Genomic DNA, 25,778 nt, shown 5'->3' on the forward strand with positions numbered 1-25,778 from the left:
ATGCCTTTATCTACTTCTTTGCTTGGTAAAAAAAGTACTTATAAAGATAGTTATGATGCGACTTTATTATTTAAAATTCCACGTATAAATAATCGAAACGAACTTGGGATAAATAGTAATAATCTTCCGTTTTACGGTGTAGATATTTGGAATACATATGAACTATCTTGTCTTAATAAGAACGGTAAGCCATGGGTTGGAGTAGGTACTTTTTATATACCGACGGATTCTGAAAATATAGTAGAATCAAAATCATTTAAACTATATCTAAATTCTTTTAATAACTTTGTTGTTGAATCAGTAGAAGAGCTAGAAAGAATTATCTTGCAGACTCTAAGTAATGTTACACACGCTAAAGTAACAGGACGCATATTTTCTATAAATACAAAAATAGAATTCGATATTCCAAGAGGTAAAAATATCGATGATTTAGATATAGTATGCAATAATTACGGTCCACCCGATAATAGTTTAATTGAGTATGAAGATGTTTTAGTAGAAGAAGAGATTAATTCTAATTTACTAAAATCAAATTGCTTAGTAACCGGTCAACCGGATTGGGGTACAATCGTTATAAAATATAAAGGAAGAAAGTTAAAACATGATTCTTTTCTGAAATATCTAATATCTTTTAGAAATTGTAATGAGTTTGCAGAGCAGTGTGCCGAGCGTATTTTTACAGATATTAAAAATGCTATAAATCCTGATTTTCTTTCTATTTATATAGTATATACTAGGCGTGGAGGAATTGATATTTGCCCCTATCGCTCTACCGATAAAAGTTATACTTTACCTCGTGATAAACGATTTATTAGGCAATAATCACTTTTCTAATCCATAAAAAATCCGTTTGCGAGAAAGGCGTTGTTGCGTGGAGATTAAAAAAAGTCAATATAGCGCTTAGAGTATAAAAATAATTAAATTTTATATAATTCTAAAAGCTATATTGAGTGTAGAAGTCAAGATTTAATCTTACAGACATTATAAAAATTATATCTGAATGTCTGATAAGTTATGACTGTCAGATGAGTATTCAAGATATAAGATTTCGTTATTCTTTTCAACAGCTAACTTTTTACTATCCATAAAAGTCTGCATAGGTGTTTTTCCATAGCAATATTTACCGGAATGCGGTCTTTCATTATTATAATATTCTAGCCAAATATCAAGATCTAGTTGTAGATCATCAAGATCAGTATAGATCTTTTTACGCATAGCAGTATCAAAGAATTCTTGTTTCATAGTTTTATTAAAACGTTCACACATACCATTTGTTTGAGGAGAATATGCTTTAGTAGTAGTATGCTCAATACCCTCAATGCTTAAGAACAATTCAAAAGCATGATGTTCTATATTACCTTTATACTTGTAATAGTTGAGATTTAATCTTACATTTAGTAAAATTAAGATAATATTAAATGGAGGATTAGAGATGAATCTAAATCAAAAAATAATAAAGCCAAAAATAGGATTACTAGAATTAGCTAGGAGTCTTGGTAGTATATCGTCAGCATATAAAGCTATGGGTTACAGTAGAGACAGTTATTATAGGTTTAAAGAGTTATATGAAACAGGAGGAGAAGAAGCATTATATGAGATTAGTCGGAAGAAGCCAATTATAGCGAATAGAGTTGATCCTGCCGTAGAGAGAGCAGTATTAGATATGGCAATAGAATACCCCGCTTATGGTCAGCTGCGAGTATCAAATGAGCTTAAAAAGACTGGTATTCTTGTATCACCTGGAGGAGTTAGATCTATTTGGCTACGTAATGATTTAAATAATATCAATAAAAGACTTAAAGCATTAGAAGCCAAAATGGCTCAGGATGGTATTGTTCTTACCGAAGCTCAGTTACAAGTATTAGAGAAACGGCGTAGCGAGAAAGAAGCTCATGGTGAGATTGATACACAGCATCCAGGTTATCTAGGATGCCAAGACACATATTATGTAGGTAATTTTAAAGGCATAGGCAAGGTATATTCTCAAGTGTTTATTGATAGTTACACTCGGGTTGCAGAGGCTAAACTATATACTGATAAAACAGCACTTACCGCTGCTGACATGCTTAATGATAGAGTGTTACCATGGTATGAGAGTCAGCAAATACCAGTACTTCGTATTTTAACTGATAGAGGTGGTGAGTATAAAGGTAATATAGAACATCATGCTTTTGAATTGTTCTTAAGCTGTAGAAGTCAAGATTTAATCTTACAGACATTATAAAAATTATATCTGAATGTCTGATAAGTTATGACTGTCAGATGAGTATTCAAGATATAAGATTTCGTTATTCTTTTCAACAGCTAACTTTTTACTATCCATAAAAGTCTGCATAGGTGTTTTTCCATAGCAATATTTACCGGAATGCGGTCTTTCATTATTATAATATTCTAGCCAAATATCAAGATCTAGTTGTAGATCATCAAGATCAGTATAGATCTTTTTACGCATAGCAGTATCAAAGAATTCTTGTTTCATAGTTTTATTAAAACGTTCACACATACCATTTGTTTGAGGAGAATATGCTTTAGTAGTAGTATGCTCAATACCCTCAATGCTTAAGAACAATTCAAAAGCATGATGTTCTATATTACCTTTATACTCACCACCTCTATCAGTTAAAATACGAAGTACTGGTATTTGCTGACTCTCATACCATGGTAACACTCTATCATTAAGCATGTCAGCAGCGGTAAGTGCTGTTTTATCAGTATATAGTTTAGCCTCTGCAACCCGAGTGTAACTATCAATAAACACTTGAGAATATACCTTGCCTATGCCTTTAAAATTACCTACATAATATGTGTCTTGGCATCCTAGATAACCTGGATGCTGTGTATCAATCTCACCATGAGCTTCTTTCTCGCTACGCCGTTTCTCTAATACTTGTAACTGAGCTTCGGTAAGAACAATACCATCCTGAGCCATTTTGGCTTCTAATGCTTTAAGTCTTTTATTGATATTATTTAAATCATTACGTAGCCAAATAGATCTAACTCCTCCAGGTGATACAAGAATACCAGTCTTTTTAAGCTCATTTGATACTCGCAGCTGACCATAAGCGGGGTATTCTATTGCCATATCTAATACTGCTCTCTCTACGGCAGGATCAACTCTATTCGCTATAATTGGCTTCTTCCGACTAATCTCATATAATGCTTCTTCTCCTCCTGTTTCATATAACTCTTTAAACCTATAATAACTGTCTCTACTGTAACCCATAGCTTTACATGCTGACGATATACTACCAAGACTCCTAGCTAATTCTAGTAATCCTATTTTTGGCTTTATTATTTTTTGATTTAGATTCATCTCTAATCCTCCATTTAATATTATCTTAATTTTACTAAATGTAAGATTAAATCTCAACTATTACACTTAAGCATTGAGGGTATTGAGCATACTACTACTAAAGCATATTCTCCTCAAACAAATGGTATGTGTGAACGTTTTAATAAAACTATGAAACAAGAATTCTTTGATACTGCTATGCGTAAAAAGATCTATACTGATCTTGATGATCTACAACTAGATCTTGATATTTGGCTAGAATATTATAATAATGAAAGACCGCATTCCGGTAAATATTGCTATGGAAAAACACCTATGCAGACTTTTATGGATAGTAAAAAGTTAGCTGTTGAAAAGAATAACGAAATCTTATATCTTGAATACTCATCTGACAGTCATAACTTATCAGACATTCAGATATAATTTTTATAATGTCTGTAAGATTAAATCTTGACTTCTACATTTTACTTAATTTCATTAATATATTAGCTTCTTCAAGAGCAGTTAAGTTTGGAGTGTTTTTTTGTTCCAAAATATTATTAAAATACTCCGTCAAAAAATCATTTATATTTTTTAAACCTCGTTCCTGTTTGGGACTACCAAGCAATGTACTGCCAACTGCTTTTATTTGATTCCACATAATTATTATTATACCTATTAAATTATTTGCATTTATACAAATGAAAACATTTTTGCTCTATAAGTTGAATAAATAAATATTAATACTATTTAAAAAATTTTTCTGAATAAGTAAATTTGCAACAAGGATTTAAAGGTGAATTGGTGAAATTCTGAGGGTAAGAAAGTTCTATTTTTAAATTGAATTAATAGAGGATATTTTATATATATTTTGAAAGGTAAAGTTTAAGAGGCTATCTGTAAATAAATGTTAACCGATAATTTAATTTTTTTTGCTGCAAAAATCTTATTAATTTTCGCTAAAAAAGCTCTTTAATTACTAATTAATATTTATTTACAGATAATCTCTAAGATTATTTTTCTTTTGTAATTTTATCATATTTTTTTAGTTTGATAAGAATGGACTCTAGATTATCCAACTTAATCATACATGGACCATCACTTGGAGCGTTATCTGGATCTTGATGTACTTCCATATACATACCGGCGATACCTACAGCAGTTGCTGCCTTTGCAAGCAGCTCTACATATTTTCTTTCTCCGCCAGTACTACCTCCTAGCCCTCCAGGCTGCTGAACGGAATGCGTCGCATCAAAAACTACAGGTACATTTAACTCCGCTATTATTGCAAGACTACGCATATCAGATACCAAATTATTATAACCAAAACATGCACCACGCTCTGTAAATAATATATCTTTTACCCCAAAAGCTTCTAGTTTTGTTTGTACATTTTTCATATCCCACGGAGCTAGAAACTGTCCTTTTTTTACTTTTACTATTTTACTTGTTTTTGCTGCAGCTTGGAGTAAATCGGTTTGTCTACATAGAAACGCCGGGATTTGTAAAATATCTGCTATTTCGGCTGTTTCAGTACATTGACTCTCTGAATGAACATCAGTAACAATAGGGCAATCGAATTCAGATTTTACTTTTGATAAAATTTCTAAACCTTTCTCAATACCAAGTCCTCTAATCCCATTTACGGAAGTTCTATTAGCTTTATCAAAAGAAGATTTATAAATAAATGGAATCTCAAGTTTGCTAGTTAATTTAACAAGTTTTTCTGCCATAAACAACGCATGATCTTTGCCTTCAATCTGACAAGGTCCTGCAATTAGAACAAACGGTAAATCATTTCCTATTTTAATATTTTTAAGTTTTACTACTTTTTGCATAATTCTTAGATTTAATTAATTGAGCGAGGCACGGATTAGTGTTTCTCGGTTATATTAGGTGTTGATTCATTTTCTATTAGGTCATTGTTAATTATTAGCGCATAATATTTTTCTTTTATTGTCGTTAAATCATAATTACCATGATAATAACCTTCTAGGTTAATAATTTTTTTTAAATAAAAATTTACCTGCTCTGTTTCTAACGGCTCATCTATATTTTTTATAATAGATGACTTAATATTAATTAAATATGCTTTTATTTTTTTAAATTCTTTAATAATTATAAAAATATCATGTGGTTTTATTACCAATATTCCTACAAACAAAATTAATAATATTTGTGTTAAAGACATATTTATATTAATTTCTTATGTTTATATTTTGGATTTAAAATACTTGCCCCATTAGTATTTAGCATATATTCATGGTAATCTTGATAATTTCCTTCAAACCATGTAGCATTATTTTCTTTATCATATGATATAATATGAGTAGCTATTCTATCTAAAAACCACCTATCATGGCTAATTACTAATACACAACCTGCAAAATCTAAAATAGCATCTTCAAGTGCTCTTAACGTATCAATATCTAAATCATTAGACGGCTCATCTAATAATATAACATTTGCTCCCTCTTTTAATAATTTCGCCAAATGTACTCTGTTACGTTCTCCACCTGAAAGTTGTCCAACTTTTTTTTGTTGATCACCGCCTCTAAAATTAAAAGCTGCACAATAAGCTCTACTTTTAATTATTCTATTACCAAGTTGTAATTCATCTAGACCTTCTGAAATTTCTTCCCATATAGTCTTATTATCATCTAAATGATCCCGTGATTGATCAACGTAACCTAATTTTACCGTTTGACCAATTTTAATAGAACCACTATCTGGTATTATTTTACCTGTAATAATATTAAATAAAGTAGATTTACCTGCTCCATTCGGTCCAATAATTCCTACAATAGCTCCACGTGGAACTTTAAAACTAAAATCTGATAATAATATTTTATTATTAAATTTTTTAGCTATATGTTCTGCTTCAATAACAAGACCCCCTAAACGAGGTCCGTTAGGTATAATTATTTGAGTAGGATCAGTTTTTTGTTCTTGATGTTTATTTAATAATTCTTGATATGCTGTAATACGTGCTTTATTTTTTGATTGTCTAGCTTTTGGTGTTTGACGAATCCATTCAAGTTCACGATTCAATTGTTTTTTTCTATCATCGTCTTCTTTACTTTCTAAAGCTAATTTTTTTTGCTTCTGTTCAAGCCAAGAACTATAATTTGATTCCCACGGTATACAATTTCCACGATCTATTTCTAATATCCATTCTGTAACATTATCTAAAAAATAACGATCATGGGTAATTACTATTACGGTACCTTCATAATGCTTTAAATAACCTTCAAGCCAAGAAACTGATTCTGCATCCAAATGATTTGTAGGTTCATCAAGTAACAACATATCAGGCTTCTCTAAAAGCAATTTACATAAAGCTACTCTTCTTTTTTCTCCACCGGAAATTTTTGTAATATCCGCTTCTTTTGGTGGGCAACGTAAAGCAAGCATTGCGATCTCTATTTCGCGTTCCAGATTCCATCCATCACAACTGTCTATTTTTTCTTGCAATTCTGCTTGTTTATCAAAAAGCTTTTGCATTTCTTCATCAGTGATTTCGGCAGCAAATTTGTTACTTATATAATTAAATTCATCAATAAGTTTTTTCTTTTCATGAAGACCTTCCATGATATTATCAAAAACATTTTTACTAGCATCAAGATATGGTTCTTGAGGTAAATATCCTACTTTTATACCGATTTTAGCTGTTGCTTTACCTTCAAACTCTTTATCAATACCTGCCATTATTTTTAATAAAGTTGATTTGCCTGCTCCATTTGGACCTATTATACCGATTTTAGCTTTTGGTAAAAATGATAAATTTGTTTCTTTTAAAATTCGTTTACTATTTATAATTTTGCTTAAACCAACCATTTCATAAACATATTGATATGACATAAATTACTTATTTCCTTATATTATTATTTTACACCGATAAATATATTTATTACTGCATTGTATGAATTTCTTGCTCTATGATCATATAATGCAAAATTAGACATTGTAATTTCTATCATTATTTTTCTTATTTGGGTATTTATTTTAAGAAATAGAATGCTATATATACTTTACATTTTAACAGTTTTTTTTTAATTTAATTTTAATAAAATTAAATCTAATTCTTCTAAATTTTTATAATGAAATATTAATTTTCCACCTAAAGAATAATTTTCTATGGTTACTTTTATACCAAATTTTTCTGATAAAACTTTTACTAGTGATTCAAGATCATTATCGGTAGCATTGTCTTTTAAAAAACGCTTTCCTACTTTGTTATTATTGTTAGGAGATTTCGTATATTCATTTTTATACCATTGTCTTACTAGCTCTTCTGTTTGGCGTACATTTAAATCATTACTTATAATATGATCGGCTATTACTTCTGCATGTTCATGATTTATTAAACATCGAGCTTGTCCCATGCTTAATATATTCTCATTTACTTTATCTTGAATAGATTGTGGCAAATTATTAAGCCTCAATAAATTAGCTATATGACTACGACTTTTGCCAAGCCTTTCAGCTAATTTTTCTGTCGTATAATTAAAATTTTCTACCAAATATTTAAAGCCACGAGCTTCTTCCATAACTGTTAAATCAGTTCTTTGTATGTTCTCAATTAATGCTATTTCCACACTCTCTCTAGCATCTAAATTTTTTATAATTACTGGTATCTCTAAAACTTTTGCTAATTTACATGCACGCCAGCGTCGCTCACCTGCTATAATTTGGAAATTATTATCAACGATAATAGGCTGTAATAAACCATTATTCAATATAGAATCTGCTAATTCTTTTATTTTATCATATTCAAAGTTTTTTCTAGGCTGATTCTCATTCGGCCTTATTTTATCAATATTTATTATTTGTATTATTTCTGATTCTATAGAAATAACTTCTTCCCCAAGTAATGAAGATAACCCTCTTCCTAGTCCTTTATTTTTCGCCATATCTTTCTAAGATTTCTTTTGTAAGTTCTATATATGCAATTGCTCCCGAACATTTATAATCATATATAATAGCCGGTTTTCCGTATGAAGGTGCTTCAGATAATTTAATATTTCTTGGGATAACGGTTTTAAATACTAATTCTCCTAAGCATTTTCTAACATCATCTTCTACTTGTTCAGTTAAACGATTACGCTTATCATACATTGTAAATAATATACCTGCAATCTTTATCTTAGGATTTAATTTTTTCTCTACAATTTCAATTGTTTTTAGCAAGTGACTTAATCCTTCTAATGAATAAAAATCACATTGCATTGGAATCAACACTTCATCGCTCGCAACTAAAGCGTTTACTGTTAATAAATTTAATGAAGGGGGGCAATCAATAATTACATAATCATATAATATCTTTATTTCTTCCAATAGCTTCATTAAAATATATTCTCGGTCCTTTGATTTTGTTAAATCTAATTCAGCAGCAGATAGATTAGTGTTTGCAGTAATTATTTCTAAATTTGGTATGTCTGTAGAAATTATTGCATCTTTCAATTTTATTAAATTTGTTAATACTTGATATATAGTATTTTTGCGTTGTTGCTGACTAATTCCAAAACCAGTACTACTATTCCCTTGAGGATCAAGATCTATAACTAAAATTTTTTTATTTACAGCAGCAAAAGCTGTAGCTAAATTTACAGTAGTTGTAGTTTTAGCCACCCCTCCTTTTTGATTAACAATAGCAATTACTTTCATATAATTTTTGTTAAATTACTAACTTCTAGAATTTTTCCTTCTTCACAAGTAATACTTTGATGTATTAAATAATCAAATAACCACGCCTCTTTAGCTTCTACTATTTCTGTTAAATAATTTTTTCCTTTTAATAATAAAAATTTCTCTTGTACTGAAATATTTTTTATACAATTAAATATTGTATTTAATTTAGAGAAAGCTCTACAAGTCAATATACTACAATCTATTTCTACTTTTTCTATTCTTTGATTGATTATTTGTATGTTATTATTTGATATCTTCGATGCTTTTTCTAAAAATATACATTTGCGTAAATCAGCTTCTATTAAACTTACTTTTGCTACCCCTGCTATAGATAATACTATACCGGGAAAACCGGACCCACTCCCTATATCAACCAAGTGTATTTCTTTATTATCAATATATTGCATTAATTGTAATGAGTCTAATATATGACGTTGCCAAAAATTATGTATAGTAGTATCCGATACAAGATTAATTGATTTATTCCATTTTTTAACTAACTTTTGAATAATTTCTAACTTTTCAATTATTTCACGTGGAACTTCCATCACTATATTTAGTTTTTAAATAAATTATAATAGCCGTAATTGCCGCAGGTGTAATCCCTGAGATTCGACGTGCTACACCAATAGTAGTAGGTTTGTGGGAAGAAAGTTTTTCCTGTATCTCTAATGATATACTTGGTATTTTAAAATAGTCAATATTTTTAGGTATAAACTGTGCCTCTTCACTCTGAAATAGATTAATATCTGCGTGTTGTCTAGTTAAATATGAAGCATATTTTGCTTCAATATAGAGTAATTGCAAAATATTATTATTTTGTATTTCTTTAAGCATAGGAAAAATTTTAATAGCTTGTTCAACATTAAAACTAGGTATTTTAAATAAGTCTAATACTGTTTTATATGTACCATCCTGTGCAACCTGTATACCCAGTTTAGCAAGTTTACTAGTAGTTAAAGACAAGGTATTTAATAATGATTTTGTTTTTTCTATATCTTCACATTTTTTTGTAAATATTTTTTTACGTTTTTCTGATACAACACCAATGTTTATCCCTAATTCCGTTAAACGTAAATCAGCGTTATCTGCTCTTAAAGATAATCTATATTCTGAGCGAGAAGTAAACATACGATAAGGTTCTATAGTACCAAAGGTTGTTAAATCGTCAATCATTACTCCAATATAACTATTTGCTCTTGTTAACATAAACGGTACTTGATCTTTTACTGCTGAAGCGGCGTTTATACCGGCTATTATACCTTGCCCTGCGGCTTCTTCATATCCTGTAGTACCATTAATTTGCCCAGCAAAATACAATCCAGCTATTTTTTTTGTCTCTAGTGTAACACTTATTTCACGTGGATCAACATAGTCATATTCTATAGCATAACCTGGACGTAAAACTTTTACATTTTCTAATCCTGGTATTGTTTTAATTAATTTATGTTGTACATCTTCAGGCAAAGAAGTAGAAATGCCATTTGGATAAATCGTATAATCATCTAATCCTTCGGGTTCTAAAAATATACGATGTTCTGATTTTGTACTAAATCTGACTATTTTATCTTCAATAGAAGGACAATATCGCGGTCCTATTCCTTCTATCTGTCCTGAATACATTGCGGATTTATTAAGGTTCTCACGTACAATATCATGAGTTTCTGAGGTTGTTTTTGTAATAAAACAGTTTATCTGAGGAACATTGACAACATTTGTTAATTCAGAAAAAGGACGAGGAGTTTTATCGCCGGGCTGTAAAGCTGTTTTACTATAATCAATAGTACGCCCGTCAATTCTTGGTGGTGTACCTGTTTTTAAACGGGCAATCTTAAATCCTACTTTTTTTAATGTATTTGATAATCCATACGAAGGCTCTTCATCTACTCTACCGGCAGGAATTTTTTTTTGTCCAATATGAATAAGACCCGATAGAAAAGTACCAGTAGTTAATATAATTTTTTGACAAGGAATTTTGCTATCATTATTTAAAATAACCGCTTCAACTTTAGAAGATTTAATTTCTATATCTTCCACTTTTCCATATAATATATCTAGATTAGGGTAATTTGTTAATATTTGATACATCGCTTTTTTATAAAGCTTTCGATCAGCTTGAGCTCTAGGCCCCCAAACTGCCGGTCCTCTAGTCTCATTCAGCATTTTATAATGTATGCCGGCTTGGTCTATAACATAACCCATTAACCCATCAAGTGCATCGATTTCTTTAACTAATGTACCTTTTGCAATTCCACCAATTGCTGGATTGCAAGACATTTCGCCTAAATTTTCCGGTTTTAACGTAATTAAGAGAGTAGGAACTCCAAGACGTGCAGAAGCAGCAGCTGCTTCTGCGCCTGCATGTCCACCGCCTATAACTATTACGTCATATTTTAGCATTAATTATTCTATAATTTCAGATTTGTTAAAGAAAAATTCGATTTCTCTTTTCGCGCTGTTTTCACTATCTGAACCATGAATACTATTAGCCTCAATTGATTCGCCTAAATCTTTTCTAATAGTTCCTGCTTCAGCTTCAGCAGGGTTAGTTGCGCCCATAATGGTACGGTTTAAAATTATAGCGTCTTCCCCTTTAAGAACTTGAAGTACTACCGCTCCTGAAGTAATATATTCAACTAAGCTATTAAAAAACGGTCTTGCTCTATGTTCATCGTAGAAACACTCAGCTTCATATTTAGTTAAAAATTTCATTTTCTGAGCTACTATCTTTAAGCCTGCATTTTCCAAATAAGTATTAACTTGTCCTATTTTATTCCTCTTGATAGCATCAGGCTTAATCATTGAAAAAGTATATTGTATTGTCATTTTGTAACCTATTTATATAATTGTTAAATTTATTTTTTAGCTGAACGATTCCATGTTAAAGCAAATAGCCCCCCACCTAAAAGAGCAGACATACTGAAAAATATAAACACCCCGTTCCAACCATAATTATCGCTAATCCACCCGACTCCAACACCGGCAATAGCTGCTCCTAAATAACCGAACAACCCTGATAACCCATTAGCTGTACCGACAGCTTGACGGGTACTGAAATCAGCAGCTGCTATGCCTACAAGTAGCTGAGGACCGGAGACAAAAAAGCCTATTAAAGATAGAATTACAATACTTAATAATTCGCTTTGAATAGGTATTTTCCAAAATAAAAGCAATAATAAACTAAGCAATACCATACATATCGCTCCAATTGGGCCACGACGGCCCCCAAATAATTTATCTGATAAAAAACCGGCTATCAACGCCCCAGGAATTCCTATCATTTCGTATAAACCAATCTGTAAACCGGCATTTGCAATGCTTATATTACGCAAATCTTTTAAAAATGTTGGAGCCCAATAAATTACTCCTGAACGTATTATATAAACAAACATGTTTGCTAAACAAACATACCATATTAGCTTATTACAAAAGACCATTTTAAGTAATTGAGGAGTTAATAGCTTCTCATAATCCCCTATAGCTTCAGGCGGATATTCTTTATATTCCTCTACGGTTGATAAGCCTACTTCTTTTGGAGAATTACGAAGCCTATTATATAAAAAAAGCGATACTACACAAGCAACTACACCGGGAACGAAAAAAGCAGCTCTCCAATCAAATTTATCGATTAAATAACCGCAGCTTATCATAGCAAGGGCACCACCTATTTGATTAGAAGTTGCACCCATAGCCCATTTAGTTCCAAGTTCTTTTGAAGCGAACCAGTGAGTAAGCATTTTTGTTGCAGGAGGCCAACCCATCGATTGAAACCAGTTACTGGCTATCCATAAAATTCCTATCAGCCATAAAGAGTCTGCAAAACCTATTAGAATAGTAATGACCCCGACAAATAAAAGACCCAAAACCATAAATATCCGAGCGTTAACTTTATCGCTAATAAACCCGTTACACGCTTTACTAACTCCATACATAATAGATGAAGCAGTTAATATCCAACCGATTTGTGTTTTAGTAACCCCAAAATATTCTCTTATAGCAGGTGTTGCTATATTAAAATTCTGACGACAAAAATAAAAAGTCGCATAACCTATAATAATAGAATATAAAATCCTTATTCGCCAACTGTTATATTTTTTTACATATGGTGATCTTGGGGTTTTAATTTTGGGTTTTGTATCTGTCATATTATAAACTCTCCGACTATAAAAAAAGCAAGCTTCTAAGAAACTTGCTTTTTTATTTTAACAAACTCTATTTTTCAGTTTTATTTACCAAAACTTGATACTCTTTATTTAAACCTTTAACGGCATATATCCATAATATTACTATTACAAAGAATATAGAAGCAAAATATGGTGTTGCCTCAACAAAACCGAATGCAGGAAATAAAATAAAGAATGTGGATTGAATAATAGCGCCACCCGATTTACCGAATCTTCCTCCGATAACTTCAACAGCAGCCTGTCCTTTTACTCGTAAATCCTTATCAAGCGGAATATATGCCATGTTTTTAGTGGCATCAAATAAAGAATATTTTACACCTTTACTTAAAACATTTTGAATCATACCGATCATAACAGCAAGTGCTAAAGGACCTGAAGCAAGAATACCTGTTAAATACATAGCAATAACACTATCAAAAAAGATAAATGCAAAAAACGCTGCACCGGTAATTAACATCATTAATGGAGTTATCATAGCTGCAGCTAGCCATGATACTTTTCTTAAAATATTACTACCTATAAGCATGAAAGCAATTGCAACCCAACCCTGATAAAATTGGAACTTACCCATATATATAGTATAAGCCTCTTTCGTCGGATACAATTCTTTTACTTTGGATTTCCAAACGCCTTCAACTAAGTTTACTGAAATACCATAAGCAATAAGTAACAATGCAATATAACCTACATACTTAGAGGTAAAGATCATTTTAAAACTGTCTATTAATGACATTTTAGCTTTAGCTTTCTTTTCTTTTACTGATGCCGGATCATAAAGTCTAGGATTGGTTAGAACGTTTCTATTCATCCATCTATATGTTAATATTACCAGAAAGCTACTTGTTATCATTATAACAAATAAAGGCACAAATTTTAGATGTTCTGCAACTATTTGAGTTTTTTCATGCAAGAAATATCCAATAATCACGGATGTTACAGGCAATGCTAAATTAGCAAGTAAACCAAACATTGAGTAAAAACGTTTAGCTTCATCGGTTTTAGTAATTTGGTTAGCAAACTGCCAAAATAATAAACTAAGCATCATTGTTCCCCAAAGCTCTGCTATAGTATAAAAAGATGCAAAACTCCATTTCCCAACTATTCTTATAAACCATTTAAAATTAGGGTAAGCTAAACTTAAAGATTCTATGGTTTCAGGATCAGGATGAACTAAATCAGGGTAGGGGTAAAGCACAAACGCAAATAACGCAAAATACCCTAAGAAAAATGAAGTAATAACATAAAATACGTTTTCTTGCTTTAAAATATCGCAGAGTTTAACATAAATTACCATAGCAATTACGGCAGAAGGTAGTACTATATATGTTTTTAAGAAACTTATTGCTTCTGCCCCTATATCCGTTACTACAAATCCGTCTTTAATTGAACGAAGCGTTGAGTAGTTTAATAAAATACAGAACATCATAAATGCCATAGGCAAAAACTTCTTATTTTCGTATTTTTCTATGGGCCAAATTACTTTTCTTAGTTCCGAGAGATAATTATCACTTTTGGGAGTATTCATAAATTAAATTTTTCTATTTATTTTGAAGATAAATATTATACTAGAATATGTTAGAAAAGTCAAACCTATTGATTTTTTCTCAAAGGAAATATAAATAAAATGATACACTTCAAGGCAAGGATATAGAGTGAAAATATATCTATTTAAAAAATCAATAGTAAAAAATATAATAATTTATTTACTTGGCTTTAATTTCTATCTATAGTTTTCTATTATAATTACTACAGTATGCGAATTATGCAATCCCTTGGAAATATTTCTTGGTCAAATATAGTTGGTGGGACATATGGTAAATTATTAAAGCATACAGTGCAATAATCCCGGATGATTCAAACCCGAACCTTTTAATAGTAATATTCTTCATATAGCTGCAAAAAGCTGCGATCTAGAACTTATGAAGAAAGTATTAAATACAGAAGAAAATATTGATATAAATGAAAAAGATGCCAACGGATGGACTGCCCTTCATATAGTTTTATATTTTGGTAAACTAGATATGATAAAGTTTTTGGTTGCAGAAAAAAGTGCAGATTATAAAATTACTACAGAATATGGAGAATCTCCACTGTTCTTATGTGTTTGACGTTTAAATTTTGAAACAACTAAGTATTATTTAGAATTAGGTGAAGAAATACCCTTATCGGCATGTAATAGAGTAGGCGACAGTACACATAAATTTTTACAAAAGTTAACCAAGTATTTTCAACTTAAGCTTACTCAAGAAGCTGATGGTGTAAAATATCAAGGGATTCTATCTCAAATTCAGCAGAAACAAGAAGAGAATACACAATATACTTCCAATAACTCTGATGAGCCTGCTGCAAATACGCCTGTTGTAGACAAACAAAATAATACTATGGATTTAATAGGAGAAGAAAATGTTAAAAAATATATTACAAGTTTTTTCGTTGTTATAATTTTATCAGCTGCAATGTATGGTAGCGAGGGTAATGTAACTTTAAAAGAGTTGCTGGAAGTAGAGCCTCAAATAGCGGATAGTACTTCTTCCTCCTCAGTTAATCCACAAATTTGCGGCTCAAGAGTTACCATTAACGGCATCAATTACGAGATTAGATATTTCAGCTTTGAAGACACAAGCAAAAAGCTTTCTCCAAATATGACTTTCAAAGAATATGCTGAAAAGAATAATTTATTAGATATGAAAAGCTCTTATTCAAACCCTTTACCAGGAATAGATTTTGAGTCTTTTGATTTCCGCACAGTAAATCTTGGCGACGGGGTATATTTCAGCATGGCTTTACGAAAAGTAGAATAGTATGATTGAAATTATAGTATGGCTGATATTAATTAGTAGCAATAACGAGGTATTTCTTTTAAAGAAAAATACAGAGATAAGTTATGAATATACTTTAGTTGGTGGTCACGTCGAAAAAGGTGAATCTTTAAAGCAAGCTTTGCAGCGAGAAGTGATGGAAGAAACAGGTGTTAAAGTAAGCCAAAATGATCTAATTCTTACAACCATTATAGATAGAAAGCTAGAAGATAAACATAAAATTCATTTCTTCTTCTATACTAAGAATTGGGAATGCAAACCATACAATAAAGAGCCGAATATTCATATCACTGGAGAATGGCATTCTTTAAGCAATTTACCTAATAATATAGGGCCACTTGCTAAAAGAGCCATAGAATCTTTAAGTGATAATAACAATTTCTATGAGTATGGTTGGAATAACAATGAATAATTTTAATATAGCTCTATTATTAACTGCTATAATTTTCATAACAGGTTGTAAAAGTAATATGAAAAATGAAAATAATATTTCACTACCGGAATATGTAACTTTGAATGTTCAAATCTTAAATAGCTCAGAAGATAAAACTATTAGAATAAAGGCAAAAACTTTAGATTCCCCTTTATCTGCAGAAGATTTACGCGATATCTCTATTTTAGAAAAAAATATGATCAAGAAGAAAATTGTGCAGGGCTTGCCGCACCGCAAATAGGCATATCAAAATGTATAATAATATTTGCAGTACATGAAGATGAAGAGTTAAAAAAATGGCGTCCTGATCTTAAGGATACAATGCCTAAAACTATTTGGATTAACCCCTCATATAAACCGATAGATATTGATAAACATGAAGATTACGAAGGATGCTTTTCTGTTGAAAATGCTACAGGTCCAGTTGCAAGATTCAAAAAGATTCATTATCACGCATATGATATAAATGGAAATCAAATCCAAGGCATCGCAGAAGGATTTTTAGCAAGAGTTATCCAGCATGAAATCGATCATCTAAACGGAAAAGTATTTTTAGATTATGTAGCTCCTGAAAAAATAATGACAAAAGAAAGATATTTAGAAAAACGTAAAAAGCTATGGGGCAGCAAACTATAAAATCTTAGGTTTGTCTGAGTTCTCTAAACCTTATAAATTGTAATAGTTGAGATTTAATCTTACATTTAGTAAAATTAAGATAATATTAAATGGAGGATTAGAGATGAATCTAAATCAAAAAATAATAAAGCCAAAAATAGGATTACTAGAATTAGCTAGGAGTCTTGGTAGTATATCGTCAGCATGTAAAGCTATGGGCTACAGTAGAGACAGTTATTATAGGTTTAAAGAGTTATATGAAACAGGAGGAGAAGAAGCATTATATGAGATTAGTCGGAAGAAGCCAATTATAGCGAATAGAGTTGATCCTGCCGTAGAGAGAGCAGTATTAGATATGGCAATAGAATACCCCGCTTATGGTCAGCTGCGAGTATCAAATGAGCTTAAAAAGACTGGTATTCTTGTATCACCTGGAGGAGTTAGATCTATTTGGCTACGTAATGATTTAAATAATATCAATAAAAGACTTAAAGCATTAGAAGCCAAAATGGCTCAGGATGGTATTGTTCTTACCGAAGCTCAGTTACAAGTATTAGAGAAACGGCGTAGCGAGAAAGAAGCTCATGGTGAGATTGATACACAGCATCCAGGTTATCTAGGATGCCAAGACACATATTATGTAGGTAATTTTAAAGGCATAGGCAAGGTATATTCTCAAGTGTTTATTGATAGTTACACTCGGGTTGCAGAGGCTAAACTATATACTGATAAAACAGCACTTACCGCTGCTGACATGCTTAATGATAGAGTGTTACCATGGTATGAGAGTCAGCAAATACCAGTACTTCGTATTTTAACTGATAGAGGTGGTGAGTATAAAGGTAATATAGAACATCATGCTTTTGAATTGTTCTTAAGCATTGAGGGTATTGAGCATACTACTACTAAAGCATATTCTCCTCAAACAAATGGTATGTGTGAACGTTTTAATAAAACTATGAAACAAGAATTCTTTGATACTGCTATGCGTAAAAAGATCTATACTGATCTTGATGATCTACAACTAGATCTTGATATTTGGCTAGAATATTATAATAATGAAAGACCGCATTCCGGTAAATATTGCTATGGAAAAACACCTATGCAGACTTTTATGGATAGTAAAAAGTTAGCTGTTGAAAAGAATAACGAAATCTTATATCTTGAATACTCATCTGACAGTCATAACTTATCAGACATTCAGATATAATTTTTATAATGTCTGTAAGATTAAATCTTGACTTCTACATCTTGGCATCCTAGATAACCTGGATGCTGTGTATCAATCTCACCATGAGCTTCTTTCTCGCTACGCCGTTTCTCTAATACTTGTAACTGAGCTTCGGTAAGAACAATACCATCCTGAGCCATTTTGGCTTCTAATGCTTTAAGTCTTTTATTGATATTATTTAAATCATTACGTAGCCAAATAGATCTAACTCCTCCAGGTGATACAAGAATACCAGTCTTTTTAAGCTCATTTGATACTCGCAGCTGACCATAAGCGGGGTATTCTATTGCCATATCTAATACTGCTCTCTCTACGGCAGGATCAACTCTATTCGCTATAATTGGCTTCTTCCGACTAATCTCATATAATGCTTCTTCTCCTCCTGTTTCATATAACTCTTTAAACCTATAATAACTGTCTCTACTGTAACCCATAGCTTTATATGCTGACGATATACTACCAAGACTCCTAGCTAATTCTAGTAATCCTATTTTTGGCTTTATTATTTTTTGATTTAGATTCATCTCTAATCCTCCATTTAATATTATCTTAATTTTACTAAATGTAAGATTAAATCTCAACTATTACAAATTATAATTAGTAGCATTTAAAAATTTCTCTAAGCTTTTTGCACTTGATTCTTGTAATTTCATTTTTCGAGTAGTTTGCTCTACTCGTGAGTCTAAGACAGGACATAATTTATGCCACTGATTCGGCAGTGAGCATTCTCTTGCTATGGCTGACTCTGTCAGAAATAAACTTATAATTATAATCAAAAAACGCATAAATTCAGTCTATATTATTTGGTATAATAACTATTGCATCGGATACGGGACGCACAGTATGTTCGCCTAAAGCTCCATCTTCATCGCCTGTAACATTATTTATAATTTTTCTGTCCATAAATAATGTGGAAGAACCACCACTATCTAGATTAATTGCCGATTCACATCCAAGGTTTAACATATAATCTGCAAGTTCTGTTTTAGTTAGCCCTATCACAGTATCATTTACAAGATGCTTTTCTAGAATCTTTAAAGCTTCGGGGAGCGTTAATTTCTCAAAAGTTACTCCTTTTTCTTTCCGCAATATTAATCTAGCTTGTACAAGTTTAAGGTCTTTTACGTGTTGCTTATAAATATGCTCGGCTACAACTATAACTATAGTGCTGTCATTACGCACTCCCAAAGCAGTACGCGCATGAGCCGAATCATTTTGCTTTAGATTATCTACAATATTTTTACCGTTTTGAACTAATACAGGGATGCCGATTACTACTGAAGCAGTTTTGCTTAAATTTATAGGCTTGCCGTCTTTATCGATAAATTCTAAATTTAGCTTTACGGAATCATTTATATTTACTATCGGCAAGCTTACTTCTTTTGGGAAAGATAATACAAAACCTTTTTGTGGAATTTGATTATCACCATGATTGCTTATGTCCATAATAATCAAATTCTGGTCAATCAAGATTTCCTTATTAGTATATGGCGTTAATGTAGTAGATGCCCATACATCATTATAGAAAGTAATATCTTTTAGATTTGAAAAATAATTAACTTGATTTGGAATAACAGATTTATCGCCTATATCTACAGAAATTTTTGCACTAGCCTTGGTAATTTGAATATTATTTTGATCTATGATTAACAAACTTTGTAGTTGTTTTCTAAGACTGAATAGCTTGCCGTCAACCATTAAGGTAAGGCTAGGTCTACCGTCATCGCTACCTGCAATCTCAAAGGATCCGGCATTAATAGCAGCAACTGCATTAGTGCGGCATGCTATAGCGTCTACTGTTTCTCTGTCTATAACCTGATTGTGAGCTTTAGCTAATTTTAACCTAAAATTCTTAGGATCAATAGTTAACACATGAATAACATGCTTATCTTTTTCATAACGATTATAGGTTAAGCCTTTATGTTCCTTTGCGTATATTTTAAAACTGATTATTAAAGCGAGCAATAAATAAACTAATCTAATCATATTGCTTTACTTTTTTTTTTACAATAAAATTTAGCCATAACCCATCTTTACTTGGGGCTACTTTACTTCTACTATCTTCTTCTGTCCATATTTTTATTATATCAAATAACCCGTCAAAATAAGGCATTATTGTATCTTCATTCATATTGTAAAAATCCCGATCATTAACTTGCATTATATCTGACCCATACTTATAAGAAGTATAAAAAAGCCCTTCCGTCTTTAATGCAGCATGAATTTTTTTATAAACATTGATTGTTTCATTATAAGGTACATGCAAAAGAGTTGCTTGGGCCCAAACACCGTCAAATAACTCCTTAAAATTGATATCTTGAAAAGTTGAGTGTAGTACGTTTATTCCGGTTTCTTTTGCGGCTAATTTCCCATTTCGCTTGAACCGTCAAAAGCGGTAACTTGATATCCTAGACCTAAAAAATATTTTGTATCACGCCCGACTCCGCAACCGGCATCTAAAATATGAGCTTTTTAGGTAAATAACTTGTAAATGCCTTATAGTTATCGGATAAATCGGCGTTAATTGTTCTATCGTAAAACTCTTGAGAATTATTATTATAATATTGTATATTTTTCATAATTTTATACTTATTTCCAACTGTTAGTATAAAGTTATACGTGCCTAATAATAAAATACAAGTAGAAAAGATAGATATTTTACATTGACTATTAGACTTAAAAATGGTCTACTTATTAAGAAGTTTTTGCGTAGATACCGTAGTCGTCATTGCGAGGAGCGAAGCGACGTGACAATCCAGAAAAATAATTAAAAAGATTCTGTAAATCGGATTTTTTTCTTCCTTGCTTCGTCGAATTACTGCGTAATTCTTCTTAGCTCAGACGGAAAACCGATCCATGCAACAACGCCACTTATTAAGAATAAGACTTAAGGTTTATATGATAAAAAAAATAATATTTGGAATAGCTATTTTACTGAGTCTAAGCTGCTTTGCCAGTAGCACAACTTCTGACGGCTCAAAAAAAGATGCAGCAAAAACCAACGACGCTACAACACAAAAAATTATAGATGATTTTTCTACTTACGCCGGTACTATAAAACCGGAAGTGCGGGAGGAAATACAAAAATATAGAGTGGCAATAGTCGATATTAATAAGAAGAAACGCGAATTATATAATAGCCTTTCCAAAGAGGCTCAAAATTTTTTAGCAGAGCAGCAAAAATATAAACAAAAACTATCCATCTCTAAACTACCTACAGAAGACGACTCTCCAAATAATACTGCTAATTCTAAAGATAATAAGGGTACAGATACAAAATAAATTATTTTTCTCATAGTCATACCGTGGCTTGTCCACGGTATCCAAGAGAATAATAAAAATACTAATATTATTAGTATTTTAACTGTAGAAGTCAAGATTTAATCTTACAGACATTATAAAAATTATATCTGAATGTCTGATAAGTTATGACTGTCAGATGAGTATTCAAGATATAAGATTTCGTTATTCTTTTCAACAGCTAACTTTTTACTATCCATAAAAGTCTGCATAGGTGTTTTTCCATAGCAATATTTACCGGAATGCGGTCTTTCATTATTATAATATTCTAGCCAAATATCAAGATCTAGTTGTAGATCATCAAGATCAGTATAGATCTTTTTACGCATAGCAGTATCAAAGAATTCTTGTTTCATAGTTTTATTAAAACGTTCACACATACCATTTGTTTGAGGAGAATATGCTTTAGTAGTAGTATGCTCAATACCCTCAATGCTTAAGAACAATTCAAAAGCATGATGTTCTATATTACCTTTATACTCACCACCTCTATCAGTTAAAATACGAAGTACTGGTATTTGCTGACTCTCATACCATGGTAACACTCTATCATTAAGCATGTCAGCAGCGGTAAGTGCTGTTTTATCAGTATATAGTTTAGCCTCTGCAACCCGAGTGTAACTATCAATAAACACTTGAGAATATACCTTGCCTATGCCTTTAAAATTACCTACATAATATGTGTCTTGGCATCCTAGATAACCTGGATGCTGTGTATCAATCTCACCATGAGCTTCTTTCTCGCTACGCCGTTTCTCTAATACTTGTAACTGAGCTTCGGTAAGAACAATACCATCCTGAGCCATTTTGGCTTCTAATGCTTTAAGTCTTTTATTGATATTATTTAAATCATTACGTAGCCAAATAGATCTAACTCCTCCAGGTGATACAAGAATACCAGTCTTTTTAAGCTCATTTGATACTCGCAGCTGACCATAAGCGGGGTATTCTATTGCCATATCTAATACTGCTCTCTCTACGGCAGGATCAACTCTATTCGCTATAATTGGCTTCTTCCGACTAATCTCATATAACGCTTCTTCTCCTCCTGTTTCATATAACTCTTTAAACCTATAATAACTGTCTCTACTGTAACCCATAGCTTTATATGCTGACGATATACTACCAAGACTCCTAGCTAATTCTAGTAATCCTATTTTTGGCTTTATTATTTTTTGATTTAGATTCATCTCTAATCCTCCATTTAATATTATCTTAATTTTACTAAATGTAAGATTAAATCTCAACTATTACATTTTAACTGGATTCCGTGAATAAATCACGGAATGACAGAGCTAAGAGTTACATCTTCATAAATCTGCTCTACTACGCCGTCAACTCCCATTAAGAAAGTATGACCTTTAATTGAGGGAATTTTTCTTTGATTAGGTTACGTGCTTTATTTAAAATTTCCGCATGCGCTTCCGTTTCTTTTTCACGTGTGTCTAAATGTTCTTGGCCTACAAGCATCTTGTAAGCTCCACAATCTCTATGGTCAAGAAACACAATTTGTTTAATATTATGTAACTGCTGTAAAATTCCTATCGTATCTTCTATTGTTTTTCCCCAATAAGTATATTTGTCGTTAACGAGGGCAAGCGATGCACCGGGAAGCGATACTTTATCAAAATCATCGTCTAGCCCTAATTGCTTCATTATTTATCTGTTTCGTCTATTAATCTAAAATCTACACAACTAATTAGAAGAGTAGAAGCTTCATTTAATGTTTTTAAATGTTCATTACTTACTTCTACCTTTATGACTTCCTTATTGGCAATTATATCATTGTTAGCAGCGTAAAGATTTAAACTAGACCCCATAATAAACCCTAAAATTATATATTTTACATATATCATAAAATTCTCCTATTTAAAAATATTTCTTACATGCTTTAAAATAAGAATAACCTGTAATGATTGTTAAAAAAGCGGCAATCCATAAGATTATTTCCCCTACTATATCTAAATAAATAATTCCTGAACCTTTTGAGCCTAGTATCAATATCGATAAAGCAAACATTTGTAAAAACGTTTTTACCTTAGCGAGTCTCGATACAGGCACACTAACCTTTACTAAAGCTAAAAATTCCCGAAGACCGCTAACTAAAAATTCTCGTGCTAAAATTAATAGACAAGGTATCTCATCTACATTATCTTTTTTTAGCAGCATTATAATAACGCAACCTACTAGTAGCTTATCTGCTATAGGATCAAACATCTTGCCAAAGCTCGTAACTAAATTATATTTTCTTGCAATATAACCGTCAAAAAAATCCGTAATACTAGCTAAAACAAATAATAATGCTCCGAGTTTACGTGCAAGTGAATTATTTATATAAAATGCCAGTATAATAACCGGAATTACCATTATTCGAGCAATAGTTAGAAAATTAGGTAGATTTTTATCTATTCTCATTAATTAATTAAATTTATTAATATAATATTGTTGAATTATGGATAGAATATTGTTCCAAGACCAATATATTAAAAGTCCCACAGGAAAACTACTAAACATAAATAAAAAAATTAGCGGCATAAATTTCATTACTTGAGCTTGCATCGGGTCCGCAGGTTCAGGACTCATTTTTTGCTGTAAGAACATAGTAACAGCCATTAAAATAGGCCATGCTCCAATCATTAAAAATGACGGCGGTGAAAAAGGTAATAAGCCGAATAAATTAAAAATAGTAGTAGGGTCAGGGGCGGATAAGTCTTTAATCCAGCCGTAAAACGGTGCTTGCCGCATTTCAATAGTTACATATAATACTTTATAGATAGAGAAAAATACCGGAATTTGAACAAGTATAGGCAAACAACCCGCTACCGGATTTACTTTTTCTTTTTTATATAAAGCCATTATTTCTTGATTTAAACGTGCCTTATCATCACTGTATAAATTTTTTATCCTATCGATTTCCGGCTGTAAATTTTTCATTTTTTTCATCGAACGATAAGACTTATTGGCTAACGTAAACATTAATAGCTTAATTATAACCGTAACAATTAATATGCTAACACCGAAATTACCGACATAGCCATAGAAAAAATTCATGGCGTAAAAAACCGGTTTGGTAATTATATAAAACCAACCGAAATCAATAGCTCTATCAAATAATTTAATATCATATTGCTTTTCATATTTATCAAGCAGATCTACTTTTTTTGCTCCTGCAAAAATTCTGCTTTTAATGGAGAAATTTTCGCCGGGTTTTATTATTTGTACTGGTGAAATAAAATCAACCTGGTATCTTTCAGTCCCTTGCTTAAGAGCATAATTAAAATTCGAGCTGTAATTACTTGATTTATCAGGAATCAAGGAAGATAACCAATATTTATCGGTAATTCCTATCCAGTCAACCTTACTTGCTGCAAATTTTGCACTTTTCTTATCTTTAATATCATCATACGAATATTCTTTAAGATTCTCGTCTATACAACCTATAGGTCCTTGATGCAGTATATTTACCGCTTTTTCCACTGCGGTATATTTACGATTTATTAAACCATATGATTGGATTGGAAGCTCTTTATCGCTATTATTAACGATGGTTTGCTCTATAGTAAATAAATAGTTTTCATCGACAGTAATAGTAACTAAAAATTTAACCCCATCTTCGTTAACCCAAAATAAATTAACAGGTTTTTCAGGGTTTAATATCTCACTATCACTATTCCATATAGTATCGTTGTTGGGGAGTTTTACACTAGATAAATTACTAACTAGACCAATTTCAGCAAAATAGGCATTTTCTGTATTAGTCGGTGAAAATAATCTCACTTCAGGACTATTGTTAGATAAATCTTGCTTATATTTCTTTAATATTAAATCATCAAATCTAAGTCCTTTTAGTGAAATAGAACCGGTGAGTGATTCAGATTCTATTTTAATACGCTGTACCCCGCTTTCTTCTTGAACAACAATATCAGTTGCAGGTTCTACTAAAGCTTTTAACTGTTGTTTCTTTAAATTTTCTGCTTTCTGCACCGCTATTTGCTGTTGCTGTTTTTTTTGTTCAGGTTTTACAACAAAATATTGCCAACCGAAAATTATACTTAAAGACAGTATAATAGTGGCCATTAAATTAATTATATTATTATTCATTCCTAGGTCTTAAATTTTCATATTTTTAAAGCTTTAAGTTTTAAAGCATTTAGAGAAAATAATCAAGTAGTATATATACTTCTTTTCTTTCAAAAGTAGTGAATATCTAAGATGAAGGGTGACTTCCATCTTG

At 31.4% G+C, this 25,778-nt stretch carries 23 protein-coding genes and 7 pseudogenes; 9 read left to right on the forward strand and 21 right to left on the reverse strand.

Annotation, left to right across the window (positions count from 1 at the left end; genetic code table 11):
- Complete coding sequence (gene queF, locus AC0ODJ_RS00720) at window positions 1-822, forward strand: NADPH-dependent 7-cyano-7-deazaguanine reductase QueF (RefSeq protein ID WP_218460180.1); 822 nt, start codon at window positions 1-3, stop codon at window positions 820-822.
- 168 nt (window positions 823-990) lie between these two features.
- Here queF and AC0ODJ_RS00725 read toward each other — a convergent pair.
- Window positions 991-1,368, reverse strand: a pseudogene (locus tag AC0ODJ_RS00725) (integrase core domain-containing protein); the annotation flags it as partial.
- Between the two features lie 64 nt (window positions 1,369-1,432).
- Here AC0ODJ_RS00725 and AC0ODJ_RS00730 point away from each other — a divergent pair.
- Window positions 1,433-2,188, forward strand: a pseudogene (locus AC0ODJ_RS00730) (helix-turn-helix domain-containing protein); the annotation flags it as partial.
- A gap of 39 nt (window positions 2,189-2,227) precedes the next feature.
- Here the strand turns inward: AC0ODJ_RS00730 and AC0ODJ_RS00735 are convergent.
- Complete coding sequence (locus AC0ODJ_RS00735; protein WP_127896995.1) at window positions 2,228-3,313, reverse strand: IS481 family transposase; 1,086 nt, start codon at window positions 3,311-3,313, stop codon at window positions 2,228-2,230.
- A gap of 60 nt (window positions 3,314-3,373) precedes the next feature.
- Between AC0ODJ_RS00735 and AC0ODJ_RS00740 the strand changes: the two are divergent.
- Window positions 3,374-3,715, forward strand: a pseudogene (locus tag AC0ODJ_RS00740) (integrase core domain-containing protein); the annotation flags it as partial.
- Between the two features lie 34 nt (window positions 3,716-3,749).
- On the opposite strand, the gene AC0ODJ_RS00745 reads toward AC0ODJ_RS00740, so the two are convergent.
- From AC0ODJ_RS00745 to tlc1, 11 genes are all read right to left on the reverse strand, one after another.
- Window positions 3,750-3,932, reverse strand: a complete 183-nt coding sequence (locus tag AC0ODJ_RS00745; RefSeq protein WP_218460135.1) for a hypothetical protein — start codon at window positions 3,930-3,932, stop codon at window positions 3,750-3,752.
- Between the two features lie 352 nt (window positions 3,933-4,284).
- The gene (gene kdsA, locus AC0ODJ_RS00750; RefSeq protein ID WP_218460133.1) at window positions 4,285-5,109 is read right to left on the reverse strand and encodes a 3-deoxy-8-phosphooctulonate synthase; all 825 of its coding nucleotides are present in this window, start codon (window positions 5,107-5,109) and stop codon (window positions 4,285-4,287) included.
- A 35-nt stretch (window positions 5,110-5,144) separates the two neighbouring features.
- On the reverse strand, window positions 5,145-5,462 hold the full coding sequence (locus AC0ODJ_RS00755; RefSeq protein ID WP_218460132.1) for a DUF2672 domain-containing protein: 318 nt from the start codon (window positions 5,460-5,462) through the stop codon (window positions 5,145-5,147).
- 2 nt (window positions 5,463-5,464) lie between these two features.
- On the reverse strand, window positions 5,465-7,132 hold the full coding sequence (gene ettA, locus AC0ODJ_RS00760) for an energy-dependent translational throttle protein EttA (protein WP_218460131.1): 1,668 nt from the start codon (window positions 7,130-7,132) through the stop codon (window positions 5,465-5,467).
- Between the two features lie 191 nt (window positions 7,133-7,323).
- Complete coding sequence (locus AC0ODJ_RS00765; protein ID WP_218460129.1) at window positions 7,324-8,184, reverse strand: ParB/RepB/Spo0J family partition protein; 861 nt, start codon at window positions 8,182-8,184, stop codon at window positions 7,324-7,326.
- Window positions 8,171-8,938 carry a ParA family protein gene (locus AC0ODJ_RS00770; protein ID WP_218460128.1) on the reverse strand — a complete coding sequence of 256 codons (768 nt, stop codon included), beginning with the start codon at window positions 8,936-8,938 and terminating at the stop codon, window positions 8,171-8,173. Before AC0ODJ_RS00770 ends, AC0ODJ_RS00765 begins: the two co-directional genes overlap by 14 nt.
- Complete coding sequence (rsmG, locus tag AC0ODJ_RS00775; RefSeq protein ID WP_218460134.1) at window positions 8,935-9,510, reverse strand: 16S rRNA (guanine(527)-N(7))-methyltransferase RsmG; 576 nt, start codon at window positions 9,508-9,510, stop codon at window positions 8,935-8,937. Before rsmG ends, AC0ODJ_RS00770 begins: the two co-directional genes overlap by 4 nt.
- Window positions 9,494-11,362, reverse strand: a complete 1,869-nt coding sequence (gene mnmG / locus AC0ODJ_RS00780) for a tRNA uridine-5-carboxymethylaminomethyl(34) synthesis enzyme MnmG (protein WP_218460127.1) — start codon at window positions 11,360-11,362, stop codon at window positions 9,494-9,496. The genes rsmG and mnmG overlap by 17 nt, the downstream gene beginning before the upstream one ends.
- A gap of 3 nt (window positions 11,363-11,365) precedes the next feature.
- A complete protein-coding gene (ndk, locus tag AC0ODJ_RS00785) occupies window positions 11,366-11,788 on the reverse strand; it encodes a nucleoside-diphosphate kinase (protein ID WP_011270474.1) in 423 nt (140 codons plus the stop codon).
- Between the two features lie 29 nt (window positions 11,789-11,817).
- Window positions 11,818-13,107 carry an MFS transporter gene (locus tag AC0ODJ_RS00790; RefSeq protein ID WP_218460125.1) on the reverse strand — a complete coding sequence of 430 codons (1,290 nt, stop codon included), beginning with the start codon at window positions 13,105-13,107 and terminating at the stop codon, window positions 11,818-11,820.
- Between the two features lie 67 nt (window positions 13,108-13,174).
- Complete coding sequence (tlc1, locus tag AC0ODJ_RS00795; protein ID WP_474464595.1) at window positions 13,175-14,671, reverse strand: ATP/ADP exchange transporter Tlc1; 1,497 nt, start codon at window positions 14,669-14,671, stop codon at window positions 13,175-13,177.
- A gap of 352 nt (window positions 14,672-15,023) precedes the next feature.
- Here tlc1 and AC0ODJ_RS00800 point away from each other — a divergent pair.
- The 5 genes and pseudogenes from AC0ODJ_RS00800 to AC0ODJ_RS00820 all read left to right on the forward strand — a co-directional run.
- A pseudogene (locus tag AC0ODJ_RS00800) lies at window positions 15,024-15,254 on the forward strand (ankyrin repeat domain-containing protein); the annotation flags it as partial.
- A 273-nt stretch (window positions 15,255-15,527) separates the two neighbouring features.
- Complete coding sequence (locus AC0ODJ_RS00805) at window positions 15,528-15,947, forward strand: hypothetical protein (protein WP_218460122.1); 420 nt, start codon at window positions 15,528-15,530, stop codon at window positions 15,945-15,947.
- A 1-nt stretch (window position 15,948) separates the two neighbouring features.
- Entirely contained in the window at window positions 15,949-16,377 is a 429-nt protein-coding gene (locus AC0ODJ_RS00810) for an NUDIX domain-containing protein (protein WP_218460121.1), read from the forward strand.
- Window positions 16,370-17,042 (forward strand): annotated as a pseudogene (locus AC0ODJ_RS00815) (peptide deformylase). The gene AC0ODJ_RS00810 and the pseudogene AC0ODJ_RS00815 overlap by 8 nt, the downstream one beginning before the upstream one ends.
- 95 nt (window positions 17,043-17,137) lie before the next feature.
- Window positions 17,138-18,223 carry an IS481 family transposase gene (locus AC0ODJ_RS00820; protein WP_127896995.1) on the forward strand — a complete coding sequence of 362 codons (1,086 nt, stop codon included), beginning with the start codon at window positions 17,138-17,140 and terminating at the stop codon, window positions 18,221-18,223.
- 38 nt (window positions 18,224-18,261) lie between these two features.
- On the opposite strand, the pseudogene AC0ODJ_RS00825 reads toward AC0ODJ_RS00820, so the two are convergent.
- From AC0ODJ_RS00825 to AC0ODJ_RS00840, 4 genes and pseudogenes are all read right to left on the reverse strand, one after another.
- Window positions 18,262-18,768 (reverse strand): annotated as a pseudogene (locus tag AC0ODJ_RS00825) (helix-turn-helix domain-containing protein); the annotation flags it as partial.
- A 265-nt stretch (window positions 18,769-19,033) separates the two neighbouring features.
- Complete coding sequence (locus AC0ODJ_RS00830; protein ID WP_218460790.1) at window positions 19,034-20,230, reverse strand: phosphodiester glycosidase family protein; 1,197 nt, start codon at window positions 20,228-20,230, stop codon at window positions 19,034-19,036.
- Window positions 20,223-20,510 (reverse strand): hypothetical protein, encoded by a 288-nt coding sequence (locus tag AC0ODJ_RS00835; RefSeq protein WP_474464601.1) that lies wholly within the window; start codon window positions 20,508-20,510, stop codon window positions 20,223-20,225. The genes AC0ODJ_RS00830 and AC0ODJ_RS00835 overlap by 8 nt, the downstream gene beginning before the upstream one ends.
- Window positions 20,511-20,605: 95 nt before the next feature.
- Window positions 20,606-20,707, reverse strand: a complete 102-nt coding sequence (locus tag AC0ODJ_RS00840; protein ID WP_371920416.1) for a methyltransferase domain-containing protein — start codon at window positions 20,705-20,707, stop codon at window positions 20,606-20,608.
- Window positions 20,708-21,142: 435 nt separating this feature from the next.
- On the opposite strand from AC0ODJ_RS00840, the gene AC0ODJ_RS00845 reads away from it, so the two are divergent.
- Complete coding sequence (locus AC0ODJ_RS00845; protein ID WP_218460789.1) at window positions 21,143-21,526, forward strand: hypothetical protein; 384 nt, start codon at window positions 21,143-21,145, stop codon at window positions 21,524-21,526.
- 122 nt (window positions 21,527-21,648) lie between these two features.
- Here AC0ODJ_RS00845 and AC0ODJ_RS00850 read toward each other — a convergent pair whose 3' ends face one another.
- The 4 genes and pseudogenes from AC0ODJ_RS00850 to yidC form a co-directional block, all read right to left on the reverse strand.
- Window positions 21,649-22,734, reverse strand: coding sequence for an IS481 family transposase (locus AC0ODJ_RS00850; protein WP_121834048.1), 1,086 nt, complete (start codon window positions 22,732-22,734; stop codon window positions 21,649-21,651).
- Between the two features lie 89 nt (window positions 22,735-22,823).
- Window positions 22,824-23,400, reverse strand: a pseudogene (locus AC0ODJ_RS00855) (carbonic anhydrase).
- Window positions 23,401-23,413: 13 nt separating this feature from the next.
- Window positions 23,414-23,959: a CDP-diacylglycerol--glycerol-3-phosphate 3-phosphatidyltransferase gene (pgsA, locus tag AC0ODJ_RS00860; protein ID WP_218460315.1), complete on the reverse strand. Its 546-nt coding sequence runs from the start codon at window positions 23,957-23,959 to the stop codon at window positions 23,414-23,416.
- A gap of 3 nt (window positions 23,960-23,962) precedes the next feature.
- Window positions 23,963-25,645 (reverse strand): membrane protein insertase YidC, encoded by a 1,683-nt coding sequence (gene yidC / locus AC0ODJ_RS00865; protein ID WP_218460316.1) that lies wholly within the window; start codon window positions 25,643-25,645, stop codon window positions 23,963-23,965.
- Window positions 25,646-25,778 lie beyond the last annotated feature (133 nt).

The sequence above is a fragment of the Rickettsia senegalensis genome, assembly GCF_056135685.1.

Coding starts and splice junctions, on each gene's coding strand:
- AC0ODJ_RS00830 (WP_218460790.1), bottom strand. CDS start 20,230: ATGATTAGATTAGTTTATTTATTGCTCGCTTTAATAATCAGTTTTAAA.
- AC0ODJ_RS00810 (WP_218460121.1), top strand. CDS start 15,949: ATGATTGAAATTATAGTATGGCTGATATTAATTAGTAGCAATAACGAG.
- mnmG (WP_218460127.1), bottom strand. CDS start 11,362: ATGCTAAAATATGACGTAATAGTTATAGGCGGTGGACATGCAGGCGCA.
- AC0ODJ_RS00845 (WP_218460789.1), top strand. CDS start 21,143: ATGATAAAAAAAATAATATTTGGAATAGCTATTTTACTGAGTCTAAGC.
- AC0ODJ_RS00745 (WP_218460135.1), bottom strand. CDS start 3,932: ATGTGGAATCAAATAAAAGCAGTTGGCAGTACATTGCTTGGTAGTCCC.
- kdsA (WP_218460133.1), bottom strand. CDS start 5,109: ATGCAAAAAGTAGTAAAACTTAAAAATATTAAAATAGGAAATGATTTA.
- AC0ODJ_RS00765 (WP_218460129.1), bottom strand. CDS start 8,184: ATGGCGAAAAATAAAGGACTAGGAAGAGGGTTATCTTCATTACTTGGG.
- AC0ODJ_RS00820 (WP_127896995.1), top strand. CDS start 17,138: ATGAATCTAAATCAAAAAATAATAAAGCCAAAAATAGGATTACTAGAA.
- AC0ODJ_RS00755 (WP_218460132.1), bottom strand. CDS start 5,462: ATGTCTTTAACACAAATATTATTAATTTTGTTTGTAGGAATATTGGTA.
- pgsA (WP_218460315.1), bottom strand. CDS start 23,959: ATGAGAATAGATAAAAATCTACCTAATTTTCTAACTATTGCTCGAATA.
- rsmG (WP_218460134.1), bottom strand. CDS start 9,510: ATGGAAGTTCCACGTGAAATAATTGAAAAGTTAGAAATTATTCAAAAG.
- AC0ODJ_RS00770 (WP_218460128.1), bottom strand. CDS start 8,938: ATGAAAGTAATTGCTATTGTTAATCAAAAAGGAGGGGTGGCTAAAACT.
- ettA (WP_218460131.1), bottom strand. CDS start 7,132: ATGTCATATCAATATGTTTATGAAATGGTTGGTTTAAGCAAAATTATA.
- AC0ODJ_RS00805 (WP_218460122.1), top strand. CDS start 15,528: ATGGATTTAATAGGAGAAGAAAATGTTAAAAAATATATTACAAGTTTT.
- AC0ODJ_RS00790 (WP_218460125.1), bottom strand. CDS start 13,107: ATGACAGATACAAAACCCAAAATTAAAACCCCAAGATCACCATATGTA.
- yidC (WP_218460316.1), bottom strand. CDS start 25,645: ATGAATAATAATATAATTAATTTAATGGCCACTATTATACTGTCTTTA.
- ndk (WP_011270474.1), bottom strand. CDS start 11,788: ATGACAATACAATATACTTTTTCAATGATTAAGCCTGATGCTATCAAG.
- queF (WP_218460180.1), top strand. CDS start 1: ATGCCTTTATCTACTTCTTTGCTTGGTAAAAAAAGTACTTATAAAGAT.
- tlc1 (WP_474464595.1), bottom strand. CDS start 14,671: ATGAATACTCCCAAAAGTGATAATTATCTCTCGGAACTAAGAAAAGTA.
- AC0ODJ_RS00850 (WP_121834048.1), bottom strand. CDS start 22,734: ATGAATCTAAATCAAAAAATAATAAAGCCAAAAATAGGATTACTAGAA.
- AC0ODJ_RS00735 (WP_127896995.1), bottom strand. CDS start 3,313: ATGAATCTAAATCAAAAAATAATAAAGCCAAAAATAGGATTACTAGAA.